This is a genomic window from Halopenitus malekzadehii, from assembly GCF_900108505.1.
GTDB classification, from domain to species: Archaea; Halobacteriota; Halobacteria; order Halobacteriales; family Haloferacaceae; genus Halopenitus; species Halopenitus malekzadehii.
In genome coordinates this window covers 109,238-126,085 of sequence record NZ_FNWU01000002.1, presented here as the reverse complement: position 1 = coordinate 126,085, position 16,848 = coordinate 109,238, and the positions used below count along the sequence as shown (strand labels likewise).

Annotated in this window: 19 protein-coding genes; 7 read left to right on the top strand and 12 right to left on the bottom strand. The window is 67.9% G+C overall.

The features are described from left to right. The first annotated feature begins 141 nt into the window (after positions 1 to 141). Positions 142 to 870, top strand: coding sequence for a fumarylacetoacetate hydrolase family protein (locus BLW38_RS06000; RefSeq protein WP_092815976.1), 729 nt, complete (start codon positions 142 to 144; stop codon positions 868 to 870). 60 nt (positions 871 to 930) lie between these two features. On the opposite strand, the gene BLW38_RS05995 is transcribed toward BLW38_RS06000, so the two are convergent. Further along, on the bottom strand, positions 931 to 1,878 hold the full coding sequence (locus BLW38_RS05995) for a D-2-hydroxyacid dehydrogenase (protein ID WP_092816439.1): 948 nt from the start codon (positions 1,876 to 1,878) through the stop codon (positions 931 to 933). A 151-nt stretch (positions 1,879 to 2,029) separates the two neighbouring features. After that, positions 2,030 to 4,771 (bottom strand): GNAT family N-acetyltransferase, encoded by a 2,742-nt coding sequence (locus BLW38_RS05990; protein ID WP_092815973.1) that lies wholly within the window; start codon positions 4,769 to 4,771, stop codon positions 2,030 to 2,032. A 111-nt stretch (positions 4,772 to 4,882) separates the two neighbouring features. Here BLW38_RS05990 and BLW38_RS05985 point away from each other — a divergent pair, with 111 nt between their 5' ends. Next, entirely contained in the window at positions 4,883 to 5,329 is a 447-nt protein-coding gene (locus BLW38_RS05985; protein WP_092815970.1) for a UPF0179 family protein, read from the top strand. A 3-nt stretch (positions 5,330 to 5,332) separates the two neighbouring features. Next, positions 5,333 to 5,602 carry a hypothetical protein gene (locus BLW38_RS05980; RefSeq protein ID WP_245710086.1) on the top strand — a complete coding sequence of 90 codons (270 nt, stop codon included), beginning with the start codon at positions 5,333 to 5,335 and terminating at the stop codon, positions 5,600 to 5,602. 33 nt (positions 5,603 to 5,635) lie between these two features. Here the strand turns inward: BLW38_RS05980 and moaA are convergent, their stop codons facing one another. Together moaA and BLW38_RS05970 are read right to left on the bottom strand one after the other, a co-directional pair. Further along, positions 5,636 to 6,691, bottom strand: a complete 1,056-nt coding sequence (gene moaA / locus BLW38_RS05975; protein WP_092815967.1) for a GTP 3',8-cyclase MoaA — start codon at positions 6,689 to 6,691, stop codon at positions 5,636 to 5,638. An 81-nt stretch (positions 6,692 to 6,772) separates the two neighbouring features. Further along, the gene (locus BLW38_RS05970) at positions 6,773 to 7,621 is read right to left on the bottom strand and encodes an MBL fold metallo-hydrolase (protein ID WP_092816435.1); all 849 of its coding nucleotides are present in this window, start codon (positions 7,619 to 7,621) and stop codon (positions 6,773 to 6,775) included. Between the two features lie 138 nt (positions 7,622 to 7,759). Between BLW38_RS05970 and BLW38_RS05965 the strand changes: the two genes are divergently transcribed. Further along, complete coding sequence (locus BLW38_RS05965; protein ID WP_092815964.1) at positions 7,760 to 9,190, top strand: hypothetical protein; 1,431 nt, start codon at positions 7,760 to 7,762, stop codon at positions 9,188 to 9,190. 8 nt (positions 9,191 to 9,198) lie between these two features. Here BLW38_RS05965 and BLW38_RS05960 read toward each other — a convergent pair whose 3' ends face one another. The 4 genes from BLW38_RS05960 to BLW38_RS05945 form a co-directional block, all read right to left on the bottom strand. Then, positions 9,199 to 9,801, bottom strand: coding sequence for a hypothetical protein (locus BLW38_RS05960; protein ID WP_092815961.1), 603 nt, complete (start codon positions 9,799 to 9,801; stop codon positions 9,199 to 9,201). A gap of 136 nt (positions 9,802 to 9,937) precedes the next feature. Beyond that, complete coding sequence (locus BLW38_RS05955) at positions 9,938 to 10,519, bottom strand: molybdopterin-dependent oxidoreductase (protein WP_092815958.1); 582 nt, start codon at positions 10,517 to 10,519, stop codon at positions 9,938 to 9,940. A gap of 31 nt (positions 10,520 to 10,550) precedes the next feature. Then, a complete protein-coding gene (locus BLW38_RS05950) occupies positions 10,551 to 10,904 on the bottom strand; it encodes a CGCGG family putative rSAM-modified RiPP protein (RefSeq protein ID WP_092815954.1) in 354 nt (117 codons plus the stop codon). A 52-nt stretch (positions 10,905 to 10,956) separates the two neighbouring features. Further along, complete coding sequence (locus tag BLW38_RS05945; protein WP_092815951.1) at positions 10,957 to 11,406, bottom strand: hypothetical protein; 450 nt, start codon at positions 11,404 to 11,406, stop codon at positions 10,957 to 10,959. Positions 11,407 to 11,520: 114 nt separating this feature from the next. On the opposite strand from BLW38_RS05945, the gene BLW38_RS05940 reads away from it, so the two are divergent. From BLW38_RS05940 to BLW38_RS05930, 3 genes are all read left to right on the top strand, one after another. Beyond that, complete coding sequence (locus BLW38_RS05940; RefSeq protein WP_092815947.1) at positions 11,521 to 11,823, top strand: DUF2249 domain-containing protein; 303 nt, start codon at positions 11,521 to 11,523, stop codon at positions 11,821 to 11,823. A 74-nt stretch (positions 11,824 to 11,897) separates the two neighbouring features. Further along, the gene (locus BLW38_RS05935) at positions 11,898 to 12,554 is read left to right on the top strand and encodes a helix-turn-helix domain-containing protein (protein ID WP_092815944.1); all 657 of its coding nucleotides are present in this window, start codon (positions 11,898 to 11,900) and stop codon (positions 12,552 to 12,554) included. Between the two features lie 98 nt (positions 12,555 to 12,652). Further along, entirely contained in the window at positions 12,653 to 13,126 is a 474-nt protein-coding gene (locus tag BLW38_RS05930; RefSeq protein WP_092815941.1) for a redoxin domain-containing protein, read from the top strand. Positions 13,127 to 13,199: 73 nt separating this feature from the next. On the opposite strand, the gene BLW38_RS05925 is transcribed toward BLW38_RS05930, so the two are convergent. The 4 genes from BLW38_RS05925 to BLW38_RS05915 all read right to left on the bottom strand — a co-directional run bounded on the left by BLW38_RS05925 (position 13,200) and on the right by BLW38_RS05915 (position 16,779). Then, entirely contained in the window at positions 13,200 to 14,294 is a 1,095-nt protein-coding gene (locus BLW38_RS05925) for a hypothetical protein (protein ID WP_092815938.1), read from the bottom strand. 98 nt (positions 14,295 to 14,392) lie between these two features. After that, complete coding sequence (locus BLW38_RS15740; RefSeq protein WP_177167447.1) at positions 14,393 to 14,719, bottom strand: hypothetical protein; 327 nt, start codon at positions 14,717 to 14,719, stop codon at positions 14,393 to 14,395. Positions 14,720 to 14,761: 42 nt separating this feature from the next. Beyond that, positions 14,762 to 15,577: a DUF7345 domain-containing protein gene (locus tag BLW38_RS05920; RefSeq protein ID WP_092815936.1), complete on the bottom strand. Its 816-nt coding sequence runs from the start codon at positions 15,575 to 15,577 to the stop codon at positions 14,762 to 14,764. Then, positions 15,574 to 16,779: a DUF7096 domain-containing protein gene (locus BLW38_RS05915; RefSeq protein ID WP_092815933.1), complete on the bottom strand. Its 1,206-nt coding sequence runs from the start codon at positions 16,777 to 16,779 to the stop codon at positions 15,574 to 15,576. Before BLW38_RS05915 ends, BLW38_RS05920 begins: the two co-directional genes overlap by 4 nt. Between the last annotated feature and the right edge of the window lie 69 nt (positions 16,780 to 16,848).

Sequence of the window (16,848 nt, the reverse complement as noted above, 5' to 3'; positions counted from 1 at the left end):
GTGCCGTAACCGGAGGGGAAGCGAACCTCCCGCAGGCCGTCGATCGTCCCGAAGAACGTCGCGGGAGGAACACGATGGCCTCGATCGACGGGGAGTGTCCTCGCTCGTCGCGTTTAAATACCGATCTGCACGAGGTTCGGTATGCGCCAGGCACGCATTCTCACGCCGGAGGGACCGGTTTCGGGACGGTACGAGAACGGGACGATACACGCCGCCGACGGGACCTACGAGGTCGGCGTCGACGGACGACTGCTCCCGCCGTGTGATCCAACGGCCCTCTATTGTGTGGGCCGAAACTACGCGGAGACGATCGACCAGATGGACTACGAGCGGCCGGCGGCGCCGGATTTCTTCATCAAGCCGCCGACGAGCCTGATCGCCCACGGTGAGGCGATCCCCGAGCCCGCGTGGACGGACGAACTCACCTATGCCGGCGAGCTCGTCGCGGTCATCGGCCGGCGGTGTCGTGGCCTCGATCCTGCCGACGTCCCCGACGTCGTCCGTGGCTACACGATCCTCAACGACGTCGACGCGCTCGACCAGGTCGGACGGACGGCGCGAAAGGCCTTCGACGGGTCCGCGCCGCTGGGTCCGTGGATCGAGACCGACCTCGACGACCCGACCGACGTCGAGATGGAGACGATCGTCTCCGGCGAACGGCGCCAGTCGGCGACGACGGCGCAGATGCTGTTCGATCCCTTCGAGATCGTCGCCCACCTCTCCGAGCGGTTCACGCTGCGACCGGGCGACTGCGTCGCGTTCGGCAGTCCGGCGAACCCCGGCCTGATCGAGTCCGGCGACACGGTCTCGATCACCTACGAGGGCGTCGGCACGCTTGAGAACACCGTCGTCGACGGCGAGTTCCCCTAGCTGGTGGGACTGATCCGGAGACGGTCTGGTGGGTGATCCGGAGCAGTCTGGCGAGTGGCCCTAGACGACCTGGTTCGTGAGATCCGCGCCCGCGTCGAGTCGATCGAGGTTCTCGATCAGGAGGTCCGCACAGCGGTCGAAGTAGTTCGGCGTGTTGCCCGCGTTGTGGGGCGTGATCGTCACGTTGTCGAGATCCCAGAGGGGATGGTCGCTCGGGAGCGGCTCCGGGTCGGTCACGTCGAGCGCCGCGGCGCGGATCTCGCCGTGCTGGAGCGACTCGAGCAAGGCGTCCGTCTCGACGACCTTCCCACGCGCGATGTTGACGAGGATCCCGTGTGTCGGCATCGTCGTCAACAGCTCGTCGTCGACGAGCTCCGCGGTCGTCTCGGTGAGCGGACACGCAAGCACCAGGTGGTCGGCCGCCGCGACGGCGGTGTGGACGTCCTCGAACCCGTACACCTCGTCGGTTGGCCCGCCCTTTTCGGGCGTATACCGGACGCCGACGGTGTCAACGCCGAAGGCATCGAGCCGCTCGGCGATCGCCGTACCGATCGCGCCGAGACCGACGATCGCCACCGTCGATCCGTGCAGTTCGAGGACCGGCTGCGCCTGCCAGACGCCGCGGTCGGCGTTGTCCCACGCCGTCGGGAACTGCCTCGCGTGTGCGATCAGACTGCCGATCACGTACTCGGCGATGTTCGGCCCGTGGACGCCCGAGGCGTTCGTGACTGCGACGCCGTGGTCCTCGAACGCCTCGAGGTCGAGGTGGCCCGTCCCGGCGTAGACCCCGGCGAACAGCTCCAGGTTCTCGGCGGCCGCGATCGCTTCGCGGTCGAGCTCGAACCCGGTCGCAACGCGAGCCGTTCGCAGCTGTTCGCGTTGCTCGGCGGGCGTGTCCGGATGGCCGATCTCCCGATCGGGGAGGCGGTCCCGAAGGACCTCGGCATAGTCGGACCCGTCCTGTCCGTGGAGCTTCTGCCGAAGCACGACGACGTCTGGTTCGGACATACGCCTTCGTTCCGCGACCGATCGGATAAGTGTCCGGCTCGCGGCAGCGACTCCGGACCGGAGGAGGTCCATCGGTGGAGCGATCGGTGGAGCGATCGATGGACCGATCGGGAGGATGATCGGAAGGCCGATCCGAACGCACCGAGGAGTCTCACGTCTCGAACCGTTTCCGCTCCTCGTCCACGACGGCGCCGCCGTAGTCGTCAAGCAACGTCCCGATCGCCGATCCCAACGCACGCAGACACTGTCTCGTCGATTCGTAGCCGAGATCGGCGGCGACGTCCGCACGAGGATGGCTCTGAAGCACCGCCCGGATCAGCAGCCGAACCTCCCGGTCCGTGAGGTCGTGGTCCTCGTCGCCGTGGGTGTTCCCATCCGCAGGCGTGTCCCGGTCGAGCAGGGCGGCGAACGCGAGATCCCGGGCCGCCCCCGGAACCACCTCGTAGCCACCGGGACCGTCCGCGGCCGCGACGAGCGCCCGCCAGTCCCGGTCCGAAAGCGACAGCCACGCGCCGCCGTCGACGGGACACGCCGCGATCGTCGCTGCGGCCACGTCGGGGTCAAGATCGCGAAGAGCGTCCGAGAGTCCGTCCCGCAGTCGATCACGGAGCGCGGTCGCGTGTCGGTCACGGAGTCGCATCCCCGCGTCGGTTACGGGTCGGATCAGCACCGCCGATCGCTCCCCGGACGCATCGTTTCGCGTCGTTGAAACGTGGACCGTTCCGTACCCCGCCCGCTGCCAGAACCGGACGAGATCCGGCGTCGCGCCGAAGCTGACGCTGAAGTAGTCGATCCCAGGACCGTGGTCGTCGACGCCGCCGTCGTCCTCATCGTCGGTATCGCCGTGGTCGTCGCCGTCGACGCGCTTTCGGACGTCGCCGTCACCCCCCGCAAACTCGTCGTGGATCCGGTCGAGGAGGTGGCTTCCGAGTCCTCGCCGTCGGAGGGCGGGGTGGGTCGCGATCCGCATCGTGCGGATCCCGACCGGCGTTCCGGCGGCCTCGTCGCGAAGCTGACTCGTGAGCACGTCGGGGACCATGTTCCCCCGGACGCGGTCGCCCTCGTACATCCCCGCCCGTCGGTCCGCTGAGAGCCCCCCCTCCCGAGCGACGAGTGCGACGGCGACCACGTGTCCCCGCGCCGTCAGCGCGCGCACCGAGAGGTTCGGCGCGTCGAGCAGTCGCGCCAGGTCGTTCGGCTCGGTCCGGTAGTGTGCGAACACGAGCAGCCCGAACGCCTCGGCCAGCAGTCGCTCGTCCGCGAGCAGGTCGTCCGTGGACAGCCGCCGATAGGTGACCGCCGGGTTCGACTCGGCGTCCCCGCCTGTGGGGGACCGGTCGGCCCACACGTCGTCGACCGCCTCCGGGACGACCGGGGTGGCATCGAGCAACAGCGCGTGAAACGTCCAGCGCTCGATCGGATCGTCGCGCGCGTACCGGATCGGCTGGTCAAGTCGGATCTCCCGCACCGTCCGGCCGGTTTCGCTCGCGTCGGCCCGGAGTCGGTCCAGGAACCGAACCGAGAACCCACGTCCAGCGCCCTCGTAGCCGTGGATCGTGGTGCAGAACGCGACCGACTCGGCCGCGAGAAACGCCTGCAACGTCGCGACCGGGAGCGCCGCGGCCTCGTCGACGATGCGGACGTCGGCGCCCCCGTCGCCGCCGGCACGCTCCGCGGCGACGGTCGGCGAGACGTACTCGACCGACCCGCCGGATCCGGTTTCGATCCGGCGGCCGTCGGTTCCGGGCTCGGATGCGATTCCGGGCTCGGATGCGATTCCGGGCTCGGATGTGGTTCCGGATTCGGATGCGGTTCCGGTGTCGGGAACGGTTCCGACGGCCCGGATCGCGTTCCGCGCCGAGAGCACCTCTCGAACCCGGTCGAAGAGCGCGTCGACGGCGTCCATCGACGGCGCGGTCACGCGGACGTCGACTCCCTCCAGCGCGAACGCTGCCGCGGCCAACCCCGCCGCGCTCGACTTGCCGCGCCCCCGATCGGATTCGACGACGACCGCCGCACGGTCGGGGTCGCGAAGCGACTCGAACGCACTGACCGCGCGGACCTGGTCCCGCGTTCGACAGGCCTCGTAGACCGCGTCGGGAAACGCGGCGCCGCCGGGAGCGGCGTGTGGGTGTGGTCCGTCCTGTGGGTGCGCTCCGGCTCGCGATCGCGGGTCGGTTTGATTGGGGGGAACGGTTCGATCGGGGGGATCGGTCCGATCCGGTGGATCGGTGAGTCCCGGTTTCCGGATGACGGGGCCATCCCCGCCATCGGTCTCGTGGTCCGCTGCGGTTGCCTCGACGATCGCGATCCCCTCGTGGTCCCGGATCGTCGAGACGAGTCGCTCGCGGAACCGGCCGGTGACGTCGTCGATGTCGAACGGCGGGACCGCGAGTCCCTCGTCGAAGCCGTCCCGGATCGCGGGCCAGTCCGCAAGCGCCGGCGTCACGAGCACGAGGAGGCCGCCGCCGTCGACGGCGCCGACGACCTGGCCGAGCGCGTTCGGCCGAAACCGGTCGTGACAGTCGAGGATCACCACGTCGCGCGTGGTCCCGAGCAGGTCGTCGGCGTGGACCGGCGCCACGCGGTCGAACCGGAACCCCTCACGTGTGGAGACGATGGAGACGTCGAGGCCGGCGTCGTCGGTCGCTGCGGCTCGCGTCCCGTTCCCCGCCAGGTCGTCGTGGTCCGCGAGGGTCGCCCGGTCGGCGGGCGCGGTGTCGTCCTCGATCGCGTCGACGGCGGTGTAGGCGGCGTCGATCCCGGCATCACGGTCGCCAGCGATCACGAGCCCACGCCGCTCGTTGCTCCGGATCGCTTCGGCGCGGAGCCGGCAGGCAAGCTCGGCGACGTCCGCGATTTCGGACCCCCCCGTCACCGCGTCGGTGGTCATTGCGTGTCGGTTCGCTCGGCGGCCGTATGTGGCTTTCGAGCCGATGGATCGGCACGATCTCCGGGTGACCCAGTCGGGAGGCTTAACGCGCCGGAGCCCCTTTCCCGTACCATGTCGACCGTCACGCTCGTCGGAACGCGGCTCGCCGACGTCGGCCGGGAGTTCGTCTACCGCGGCGAATCAGCCGACTGCGAGGGCTGTCCCTACCGGGACCAGTGTCTCAACCTCTCGGAGGGGACCCGTTACCGGATCACCGACGTCCGCGAGAACGCGCAGACGCTCGAGTGTGCCGTCCACGACGACGGCGTTCGCGCGGTCGAGGTCGAGCCCGCTTCGGTTCCCGCGACCGTCCTCTCCAAGCAGGCCTACGCCGGCAGCCGCGCCTCGCTGGCCGGTGACTGCCCGCACACCGACTGTCCGAGCCACCAATACTGCGTGCCGGACGGGGTCGAGTTCGAGGAGGAACGAACGATCCAACAGGTGCTCGGCGAGCCGCCACACGACTACTGTATGCTCGACCGCGATCTGACGCTCGTCGAGTTCGCGCCCGAGGAGTGAGGAATGACCGACGAAGCGGCGACGACGGATGCGGATATCAGCGACCGAACCGGATCGTGGCTGACGCCGAGCCGCTTCGTCTGGCTCGCGCTGATCGCGGTGGCGTTGATCGTCGTCTCGTTCGTTATCCGCGGTCTGAGCCGGCTCGTCGTCGGCTACGACGTCGCGATGGGCCTCTCGGCGCCGTTCCTCCTCGCCGGCGGGCTACTCGTGGTCGGACTCACTCTCCGCGGGCTGCTCGATCTGCTCGGGATCGCACCGATCGACGGGTGACCGCGGGATCGTACCAGATCGACGGCGCGTCGTTCAGTCGGCCGCCGACGCCGGCGACAGGTACTTCTCGTTGAACTCGTACTCGCCGTCCTCGCCCTCGATCAGGTATTCGCCGTAGTAGGGCACCCGGTTCGCGACGACCGCCTCGAACGTTTCGGCGATCTCCTCGCGAGTCATCTCGCCCATCGAACGGAGGTCGTCGTTCCGGTTGAGACAGCCCTTGAGGTACCCCTCGTGGGTGACACGGACGCGACCGCAGTTGGCACAGAACGTCTCGTTCTCGACGGGGTCGACGATCTCGACCATCCCGACGCCATCGGCGTCCGGGTGGTCCGAGTCCACGGCGTCGTCCGCGAGATCGACCTCGGGTACGGTCCCGTCGTCGCTGATGAAGTAGCGCTTGCGGTCGTGCATCTCGCGGTGCTCGACGCGGTCGGCAATGTCGGCCAGCCAGTCATGGACGCGGCCGATGTCGATGTTCCACTCCGGCTTGCCGGTCAGCTCGGGCATATACTCGATGAGCTGGAGCTGGAGTCCGTCGTTTTTCGCGACGTGGTCGACCATTCCCTCGACGTAGCCGGCCGTGTGCTCGAAGACGACCATGTTGAGCTTCACCGGCGCGAGTCCGGCATCGAGGGCCGCCTCGACGCCCTCGATCACGCGCTCGTAGGCGCCGGATTCGGTGATCGCCGCGAACGCCTCCGGATCGAGGGCATCCTGGGAGACGTTGACCCGATCGAGGCCGGCCGCGTTCAGGTCCTCGGCACGACCCGGCAGGAACGTCCCGTTCGTCGTCATCGAGACCTCCATCGAGTCGGGCGTCCGGCGGATGATCTCCTCGAGGTCCTCCCGGAGCATCGGCTCGCCGCCGGTGAACTTCACCGAGTCGACGCCGTATCCCTCCACGACCTCCAGGAACCGGACGATCTCGTCGGCACTCATCTCGTTCTCGCTCGGTTCCATCGGTCCGCGCGTGTCGCCGAGGCCCTCGTTGTGGCAGTAGACGCAGTCGAAGTTACACCGGTCCGTCAACGAGATCCGGACGCCGGTGACCTCCCGTCCGAAATCGTCCGAGAGCGGTTCGTCCATACACGATCGGTGCCGCCATACGTGCTTAAATATCGGGGTCGAAACCGCGGTTCAGTAACCGTTCGTGGTTACACCGGCTTCTCACTTCGAGCTGCCGTTCGCGTCGCCGTCGGCGTCGCCGTCCGTGCCACCAGCCGCGTCGCCAGCCGCCTCCACCGGAACGTCGAGTCGAAGGCCGTCACGGGCGGTTTCGACCGCGCCGTCGAACCCGGCTGCGGCGACGGCGGCGGTCATCTCGTCCTCGTGGCCGCGCGTCTGCGGATAGAGGTGTGTGAGATAGAGTCGGCCGACGTCGACGTCGGCGAGCGTCTCCCCGAGCCGGGTCGGCGTCGGATGGTTCCCGGTCTCGTCGTCGACGTCGTCGGTGAACGAGCAGTCGTGGAGGAGGACCGTGGCGCCGTCGGCGAAGCGTGCGACCCCGGCGAACGCCTCCGTATCTCCCGAGAACGCCACCGGGCCGTTCCGAGCGGTAACTGCGGAGTCAGTCGGCGCGAACCGGTACGCGTGGCCGGGCATCGAGTGGCGGGTTTCGGTTGCGGTCACGTCGAATCCGCCGGCCGAGAACTCGTCACCGGCGGTCACCTCCCGAACCCCCAGGTCGACGCGCCCGTCGAGGTAGTCGTGGACGTCGAGGAGCCCGTCGAGCAGCGACTTCGTGCCCGGCGGGCCGAGGACCTCAAGGTGGTCCTCGTCGGCGAGCCAGCGCGCCTTGAGCAGCGCGAGCAGGTCCGAGACGTGATCGAGGTGGTGGTGTGTCAACAGGACGGTGCCGACGCCCTCGTACCCGACGTCGGTTCCCGCGAGCCGCCCGAGAACGCCGCTTCCACAGTCCACGAGCAGCGCCCGGTTGCCGGTCTCCAGGAGGAGTCCCGTCTGTGCGCGGTCGGGGACCGCCATCGCGCTTCCGGACCCGAGCACGGTCAGCCGCATCGATCGCGATGAGTCGCCCATACGTCCCGTCTCGGTCGTCGACGGCAAAAGCCCTGCATCTGCTGACGGTGATCGGCCGACAACCGGTCGAATATGTTCGCGAACAGGCCGAGGTGACGCGGTCCCGTTCGTCGATCCATGAGCGTCGTTCCCGGAACCGTGGACACCGAGCAGCAGCCACCGATGACGGTGCCGCTGCGGCACTTCCTGGTCGCATTGGGATTCCTGCTCGCCGGCGGCGTCGTCGGGGGCGTCTCGGTCCTCGGGGGGATCGGGCCCATCACGGCGCCCGGCTTGTCGTCGCTCGCACACGTCCACCTCCTGCTTGCGGGATGGGTCTGCGTGACGATCATGGGCGCGATGACGCAGTTCGTGCCGGTCTGGTCCGGGGTCGAGCTTTACTCGCGGCGACTCGCGACCCGACAGCTACAGCTCGTCGCGGTCGGTCTCGTGGGGTTCGTGGGTGGGCTGCTGGCCGGCCGGCTGGCGCTCATTCCCGTCTTCGGGGCGCTGATGGTCGTCGGGTTCTGGGTTTTCGCGTACAACATCGCCGCGACGATCCGGGGCGTCGGCCAGCTTGCGACGCTCGACGTGACCGAGCGGCACTTCCTGATCGCGGTCGGGTTCTTCCTCCTGTTGACGGCGGCGGGGCTCGTGTTGGCGGTCGATCTCGTCGTCCCGATCCTCCGCGCGACGCCGATCGACCGGGCCGACCTGGTCGGGGCACACGCGACCCTTGCGGTCTTCGGCGCGATACTCACGACCGTCCTCGGCGCGCTCTTCCAGCTCGCGACGATGTTCACCCAGACCGACCTCCACGGGATCGACCATCCCCTGCGGCGGATCGTGTCGGTGGGATATCCCGTCGGCGTGATCGCGCTCGCGAGCGGGCGGCTCCTCGGCCCGGACATCGCGGGCGGGCGACTCCTCGGCGTCGTCGGCGGCGGGCTCGTGATCGCCGGCGTGCTCGCGATGAGCGTGATCCTCGCCCGACGGCTGTTCGAGGCCCAGGTCCCCTGGACGCCGATGCTCTCGCGGTACGCCGTGCTCGCGCCGGCGATGGCGCTGTGGGCCCTGCTCACGCTGCCGCGGTGGCTGCGGGCGCCGCTTGCGGCCGAGACGCGGTTCGGCGCGCCGGGAACGGTTCACCTCCTCGGGCTGGGCGTGATCGGGTTCGTCGTGCTCGGGACCGTCTATCACGTCGTCCCCTTCATCGTCTGGGTGCACCGCTACAGCGACCGGCTCGGCTTCGAGGACGTCCCGATGATCGACGACCTCTACAGCGACCGGCTGGCTCGGATCGACTTCGCGTGCTTCCTCGGCGGCACGCTGCTGCTCGTCGTCTCGGACCTGCTTGCGACCCTCCCCGAGTCGGCGCTCGGGGCCGGGATCGGGATCGGAAGTGGCGTCGACGTCGCTCGCCTCGTCACGACCGGTGCCGGCCTGGGCGGCGCGGCGATCCTCGTCGGCGTCGTCGTGTTCTGCCTCAACGTCGTCTCCGTGCTGCGTACCCACAGTCCGCACTCGGTCCGGGCGATCCTGTTCGGAACGCGTCGTTCGGAGGGGTGACCCCTGCCTCAGAAGGGCGCTTCGGAGTTCCCGGCCGACCCGCGACTCGGGCCCTCCTGCTGCATCGACCGCTCCATCGGGTTCGATCCGATCTCGTCGGCCGCCTCGGGGACCACGGTTTCGTCGCCCGTCTCGAGGTATCGCTCTTCGAGCTCGGCCAATTGGTCGTTGATCGCCTCGCTCTGGTGGTGCATCCGGTCGGCGCGCACGCGCACGAGGTCGTAGTCGTGTCGATCGCTCAGCCCGTTCCAGGCGCGGAACGAGCCCATCGTCAGGGTGTGCGTCTGCGGACAGAACGGCGTCGTCGGGGTGAACTCCGCGCGGAGGACGTCGGGATCGTCGGCCTCCTCGGCGTACCGGTAACCCGCGCCCGTATGGCGCGTGTCGAGGTTCAACCGCGCGAGGTTGTAGTTGAAGGTCATATCGTAGACTTTCCGCTCCTCGAAGCAGTCGTGGGTGATCCGATGGAACGCGACGTGCTCGTCGTCGGTCAACACGTCGTGTCCCTGGAGGAACGTCCCGGGTTTCGGGACGTGGTCCGGGACGAACGCGTCCTCGTCGTCGAAGAGATCGTCGTCATCGCCGCCGAACGGTGAGGGGAAGCCGGCCATACGCGTCGATCGGGGCGCGTCGGGCCTATGGCTGCTCCCGGATATGTTCGCCCGGTTCGCCGTCGTCGAGTCCGGCGCCGGCGTGGCGACGGCGAACCGGATCGACTCGCGTTAGCCGTCGATCCGCAAGAGCGCGTCAGTCATCGATCCGCGAGAGCGCGATCTCCCGGGCCGTGTCGGCCTCGGTCGGCCGGTCCGCCGTCAGCTCGATCGACGCGACCCACTTGACGCTGCGCCAACAGTCGGCGTCCTCGCCGGGCGGGACCAGCCGCGCGGGACCGCCGTGTTCGACCGGAAGCGGGTCGCCGTCGAGTTCGAGCGCGAGTACCGCCTCGGTCAACCGGTCGATCGGGAACGCGCAGGCGTATTCCCCGTCCATCGCGCGGACGAGCGCGTGGTCCGCGCCGTCGACGCCGCCGACGGTCGCCTCCAGGAGTCGGTCCACTCGAACGCCGCGCCAGGTCAGATCGGTCGCGGTCCAGCCCTCGAGACACGAGAAGTCGCCGGTGAAGGTTTCCTGAGGGAGACCCGTCAGGTCATCGTGTGTGAGGGGTACGGACTCCCCGGCGTCCGCCGGCGTCGTGATCCGGAGCGTCCACCCCGCGGTCGGATCGGCGGACTGCTCCCCCGACCCGCCGACGGCTTCGAGGACTGCGTCGGGAACGGGATGCGACACGAGGTCGGCGCTCGCGTCGCCCTCGGGTGGTGTCTCGGTCATCGTGAGTCGATCGATATCCCGTTCCGGTGGTCTAGGCGTGGTTGGCGCCGGCAGGGACCTGCACGCGGACGACGTGTCCGCCACAGCCACACTGTTCGATGTACTCCCACGCGAGATCCCTCCCGTCGAAGGCCGCCTCGAGCTCGTCGAAGAGGTACTCGGCGGGGTGGCCGTGGTCGCCGTGCGTGACGAGGTTGACGTGGTTGCCAGCCGCGGTGTGTTCGATCGCGTCGATCGCCTGGTCGACGACGAGGTCCCGGGAGTCCGCGTGTTCGGCCCGTTCGAGGTTGGCCGACCAGGAGTTGTGGTGGACGTGGTCGGTTACGGGAACCGCGTCGTGATCGTGGTCGGTGTCGTGGTCGGCGTCGTGAGTGGTGTTCGTCATTCACCTCGAAATCGGGGCTATGAACGGATAAACTCCGAGCCGAACACGTTCGTCACGTCCCCTGCACTCCCTGCGTCTCCAGCCAGTCGAACTGCGCGTTCAGTTCGCGGCGCCGTTGCCGCTTGATGACCGTCGCGTCGAGGACGTCGCCGACGATCGCCACGTCGAGCGCGAACTCGGTGGTCGCCGTGACCTCGCTTCCGGCAGCGGTCGGCGTGACAGTGTAGGTCGTCGTCATCGCCTCGAAGATCCCCTCACGCTGCACGTACTCGAGGACGTACGGGGGATCGTCGTCGGCCATACCGTCCCCCAACTCGTCCGTCCGTTCGAGCGTCAACTCGATCGTCGCGATCCCGACCCGGTTGGCCACCGCGATCCGGTCCCCGTCCACCGACACCTCGTCGAACCCCGCCGCAGCTATGAACGGCTCCACGTCGGTCATCGCGTCGGCGATCGACCCCGGATCCGCGTCGAACGACCGCGTGAGCGTGACTGATCGCATCGTTCGTGGGTCCGGCGTGCAGACTGAAGGACCTATGGGATCGATCATTGCTCCCCACCCTGACCGAACACTTTCGGGGAAACCGGGAGGGCCATCGGGCACCGATAGGCGTGTATGGAGGCACAGATCGTGCTCTCGACGACGGACGCGCCGACCGATCGGCCGGTGGAGACGCTGGACGCACGCGATCTCCCCCCGCCACGACCCCTGAAGGACACTCTCGAGCGGCTCGTGGCGATCGACGACGACGTCGTCCTGGTTCAGTACAACGACCGCGCGCCTCAACACCTCTATCCGAAGCTCGAGGACCGTGGATACCGGTACGAGACGATCGATGCGGCCGAGGCGGGCGGCTCGATACGGATCGACGGCGAGGACGTCGACGGCGTCGTCGTCACCGCGATCTGGGGCGAGTGAGCGATCCGAACGACGGCCGATCCGAACGTGTTCGTGCGTGCATTCAGGGTGGTCCGTCGTTTAGGGGTACCTAAATGGTTTCAGTATCACTCACCCTGTCGGTACCCGAACGCGTCTGGATCGGCGAGCTCTCCCGAGAGTTTCCCGAGACGACCGTTCGCGTGCGGTCGGCGCAGTCGTGTGACGGCGTCGGCGTCGGGTTCGTCGAGATCCTGGCTCCCGAACCCGATCGCGTTCTCGATCGAATGCGGGCGTACGACGCCGTCCACGAGCTCGAGATCTTTCAGCGTGGCACTGACCGTGCACTCGTTCAGTTCGAGACCGACGAGCCGCTGCTGTTGCGCATCCTCGACCGGACCGGCGTCCCGGTCGAGATGCCCTTCGAGATCGTCGACGGCGAGGTCGATTGGGAGCTGACGACGACCCGGAACCGGCTCTCCTCGCTCGCCGACGAGCTGGACCGGTCGGAGGTGCGGTTCATCGTCGAGCACGTCTGGGACAGTCCCCGGTTCGATCGCGTGCTGACGGACCGGCAAAGCGAGGTCGTCGAGACGGCGATCGATCTGGGCTACTACGACTCGCCGCGGGGATGTACCCAGGGCGAACTCGCCGACGAACTCGGGCTCGCGAAGTCGACGTGCTGTGAGATCCTCCACCGCGCCGAGGAGCGGATCGTCAAGGAGTTCGAGGGCGGCGATCGCCCGGCGTTCACGAAGCCGGCGCCGGCGTAAGCGGGGCCACGTCGTCCGGCTCGCGCGAGCGGTCGGGGCCACTGACGGGAACATTCTCGTGTCGACCTTTATACGACCGGAGGCCGTACGTTGAGGCGATGGTTTCGACAGGAGACTCCGCACCGCGTTTCACCGCGACGATCGGCACGAGCGACCACGAACCGTTCGCGCTCGATGACGTCCTCGGGGACGGCCCGGTCGTACTGGCGTTCTTCCCGGGCGCGTTCACGCCCCCGTGTACGAACGAGATGATCGCCTTCCAGGAGCGACTCGACGACTTCGAGGACGCCGGGGCGACCGTCCTCGGTCTCAGCGCCGATTCGCCGTTCTCGCTCGGAGCCTTCCGCGAGGAACACGGCATCGCGTTCGACCTCGTGAGCGATATGGCCGGCGACGCGATCGACGCCTACGACCTGACGATCGACATCGCTGATCTCGGCCTGCACGGAATCGCGAACCGGGCCGTCTACGTCCTCGACGCCGACGGCACGGTCGTCTACGACTGGGTTGCCGACGATCCGACGAACGAGCCCGACTACGAGGCGGTTCTCGACGCCGTCGAATCGGCCTGAACCGGGGTACTGCCGACGGGGGTCGGGAGGATCGGAGATGTTGGACACGCCGCGATCGTCGTGAAAACGGTTCTCACTCGTCCCCGTCCACTGCGGTCGTCCGGCTCGATCGGCGGAGCACGAACGGCCCGATCGCGAGCGTGCGTTGGGCCATCGTCGCGATCCGGAGGAGGAAGGAGACGAGCAGGAGAAACGGCGTGACGGCGATCGTCGTCGCCGCAGCCACCGCCACCACGAGAACGTCGACGCCGAATATCGATCCCTGGGCGACGGCGGTATCGAAGAAGAGCAACATCGAGATCGTCACGATCAGCGCGGGAACCGCAGTGTACAGCATCGCCCGCGAGAGCGCGATCAGTTCCCACTGGAAGTAGAGCGTCTTGAAGTGCTCGCGAGCCAGTCCGAACCCCTCGAGAGCGTCGATGAGGTCCTCGTGTGTCTCCCGAGCCGACTCGGAGATTTCGTCCGCGTGGACGGCCCCGATCCGGCGCGCCTGAAACACCTTCCAGGAGTAGTTGAAGTCCAATGCGGGGCCGATCACGGCGTAGGTTCCGAACTGGGCGTCCGTGAGATCGGTGCGCACACGCTCCGCGTGGCGTGTGAGTTCGGTGACAAAGTCGTCGACGTCTCCGGACAGGTCGTCAGCGTCTCCGGACGGGTCGTCGGCGTCGGTTGATGGAGCACCGTCGCCGTGGATGTCCCCCGATGAGCGGTCGATGGCCGCCTGGAACGCGGTCGCCCGGTTCGCACACGCGTCGACGAGCGCCGCGATGAACGATCCGGGATCCGCGGGGCTCACCGGCTCGTCGATGACGTCCGCGACTGATTCTCGGAACGACAACGCGCCGTCGAGACGCTCACGCTGGTCATCGACCGCACCGAGTTCCTGGGACAAGACGAGCGAGTTGATCGACACGACCAGGGTGACGCCGGTGATGAGCGCCGTCGTCAATCCCTGAAACAGCGTGTGGATGACGTCGGTCGACTGCATCACGGTGCGGAACGGCGTCGGCGTCGCGGCGTTTGCGGTCAGGATCGCGAGAAACACCGCCCCCATCAATCCCGTCGCGACTATGCGCCGGTCCGTCTCGAGCAGCACCCGTTGCTTCCAGGTCGAGCCCGCACTCCGTTCCGCCATCGTGTCGCTCGGGGCAGCGTTCTGTGACATCGTGATGGGTCCGATACACGACCTGACCGCAAAATACCCGGGGAACGGGACCGTCGATCGATCGCGGCTCGTGGGATCGGCCGATGGATTCGGAGGGATCATCGTAGACGTTCATCGGGTCCGAACACCGGACTGAGAGACGTACCCAAGCCAAAAATCACCACACACGGGTGGCTACGAGAACCTCCATCAATCGGCGCGTCGAAGTTTGATCCGGAAACGTGCACCACGTGGGTCGTTATCTTCGACCCGATCACGTCCGCTGCGGCATCGGCGCCTAGGAGGGTTGTGAACGCCGCGTTCGCGTCGAGGATCAGCCCGTCCACGGTCGTTCGATAGACGCCGATCGGGGGGCATTCGACGAACCGATTCGTCTCCATACGGAACGACGTGAACGGAACGCCGTATGAAACCCTGTATCCCATAGCTGATGACTCGGTGACGCCTTCGAAAAACGGCAGATATTCCTATTTTTGATCGCGTGCGCGACGGGCGCGGAGCACGACCGTGAGCGCCGCCAGGGCGGCGACGGCGGCGCCGGTCCCGAATCCGGGAGCCGAGCCGACGGTGGCGTCATCGTCGGTCACCTCGTCGGCCGTCGTGTCGGCGTCCGACCCGTCGGTCGGTTCGAGAACCATCTCGAATCCCTCGAGGTTCGTGCCGCCGTCCCAGACGTAGGTCTCGTTCTCGACGGTGCTTCCGTCGGGCGTCACGGCGGTCGCCGCGTATCCGTCGGGGCCCGTCACGACGAACCGGTGGTCGGTCGTGAAGCCGCTCGCGAACGGCTCGGTGAGCGTCAGCGTCCCCTCGTTCGTCGCAGCGAGCCCGGCCCAGCGGACCGACAGGGCCGCGACGCCGGTTCCGTTCGTGTCGCCGTCGGCCGCCGTGGCGTCCGCGTTAGTCCCGGACGTCGTAGTGATGTCGATCGACGAGGCGTCGATCGACTGGTCGCGCTCGACCGTTGCGGCCGTGTCGTTCGCGACCGACCGCATCCGTGAGGCGAACCGGTCACGGAGGTCGGCCCGTGTCGTCGAGTCGTTTCGAAGCGACGCGAACGCGGATCGTTCCGCGTCGTCATCGAGGTCGTACGTCAGACGCAGCGTCACCGTCGCGTCCCCATCGTCCTCGAGATCGACGATGAACGCCGACTCGGACCCGGTGTGGTCGGCGGCCGCGGCAGGTCCGGATGCTCCGACTAAGAGGCTACAGACGACGAGGAGCGCGAGGATCCCCCCACGGAGGCGCGTTCGGGAGCCAGATGTGGCTGTCCACGTATCCGTCATCGGTTGCTACCGGCACTCCCTGCTTGGGAGGATCCACCCTGGGAGGAACCGCCTTGTCCCGCGTTTCCGCCGGAGCCGCCGTTCGTGGAGTCGTCTCCGTCGGCATCAGCGTCAGCGTCGGTGTCGGCGTCGGTGGACCCGTTAGCGTCGTCCGTGCTTGCGGATCCGTCGTCGGTTTCCGTGTCATCCGTTCCCGAGTCGTCGGTCTCGGTGTCCTCGGGCTGTTCGGTTGCGCTCTGGTCGTCCTCGCGATCGGGACCGCCGGCCTGTCCGGCGTCGTCGGGACGGCCGGCGTCATCGGGTCCGCCCGCGTCGTCTGGTCGATCGGCGTCCTCGCTCCCGTCTGCATCACTGGGTTGCCCTACGTCGTCCGGGCGACCGGTATCGGCATCCGGACCGACGTCGTCGCGATCGGGACCGCCCGCGTCATCGGCGTCATCGTCAGGACCGCCCGCGTGTGCGGGACGACCCACGTCCTCGGGCGGTCCGGCGATGTCACCGGCGACGGCCGAGGCGTTGCCGCGGAGCTGGCTCGCGTTTCGTCGAAGCTCCTCGATCGCGGACGCGTTGATGCCCCGTTCCTCGAGGAGGCCGGCCGGGAGTCCCGAAGCGACCTCGGCGGTCTGGTTCGACGTTCGTTCAAGCGTTCGGAGTTCGGCGGCTATCCGGGCCGTTCGCGACCGGTATTCACCCGTCGAGATCGTGCCGTTCTCGTACTGTGCCTCGAGCTCCGCCTGTCGCGTCTCGAGCGCGTCGATGCGTTCGGACGAGTTCTCGTACTCCGACGCGACGAGGTTCGCCTTCGAGCCGTTCGAGACCGCGCTGGCGATGCGGAGGCCGAGCGCTCGTTGCTCGACCTCACCGTCGATCTCGGCTTCCTGCACGCCGACGACGCCCGAGAGTCGTGCGCCCGGACTCACGTCGTCCTCGTCCGACTCGTTGTCGGCGGTGGAGTCGGTCTCGTTCGCCGTATCGTCGGTGGTGTTGGTGTCGTCGGTGGTGTTGGTGTCGTCAGTCGTGTTGGTGTCGTCAGTCGTGTTCGTATCCGTTTCCACCTGCGTTCGATCGTCGTCGAGCGGTGCGTCGATCGCGTTCGCGTTCGGGCTCGCATCGCCCTCGACGCCGGCCGCTGCCGCGGGGGCAGCCCCCACGACCGAGACGACGAGTGCGATCGCGATCAACAGTGTTGCGGGTCGGTTCATTGCGTTCGACGGATGGTCGGGGAAGGGTATATAAATGGACGACCGTCGATCCGGTTTCGGCACGATTTA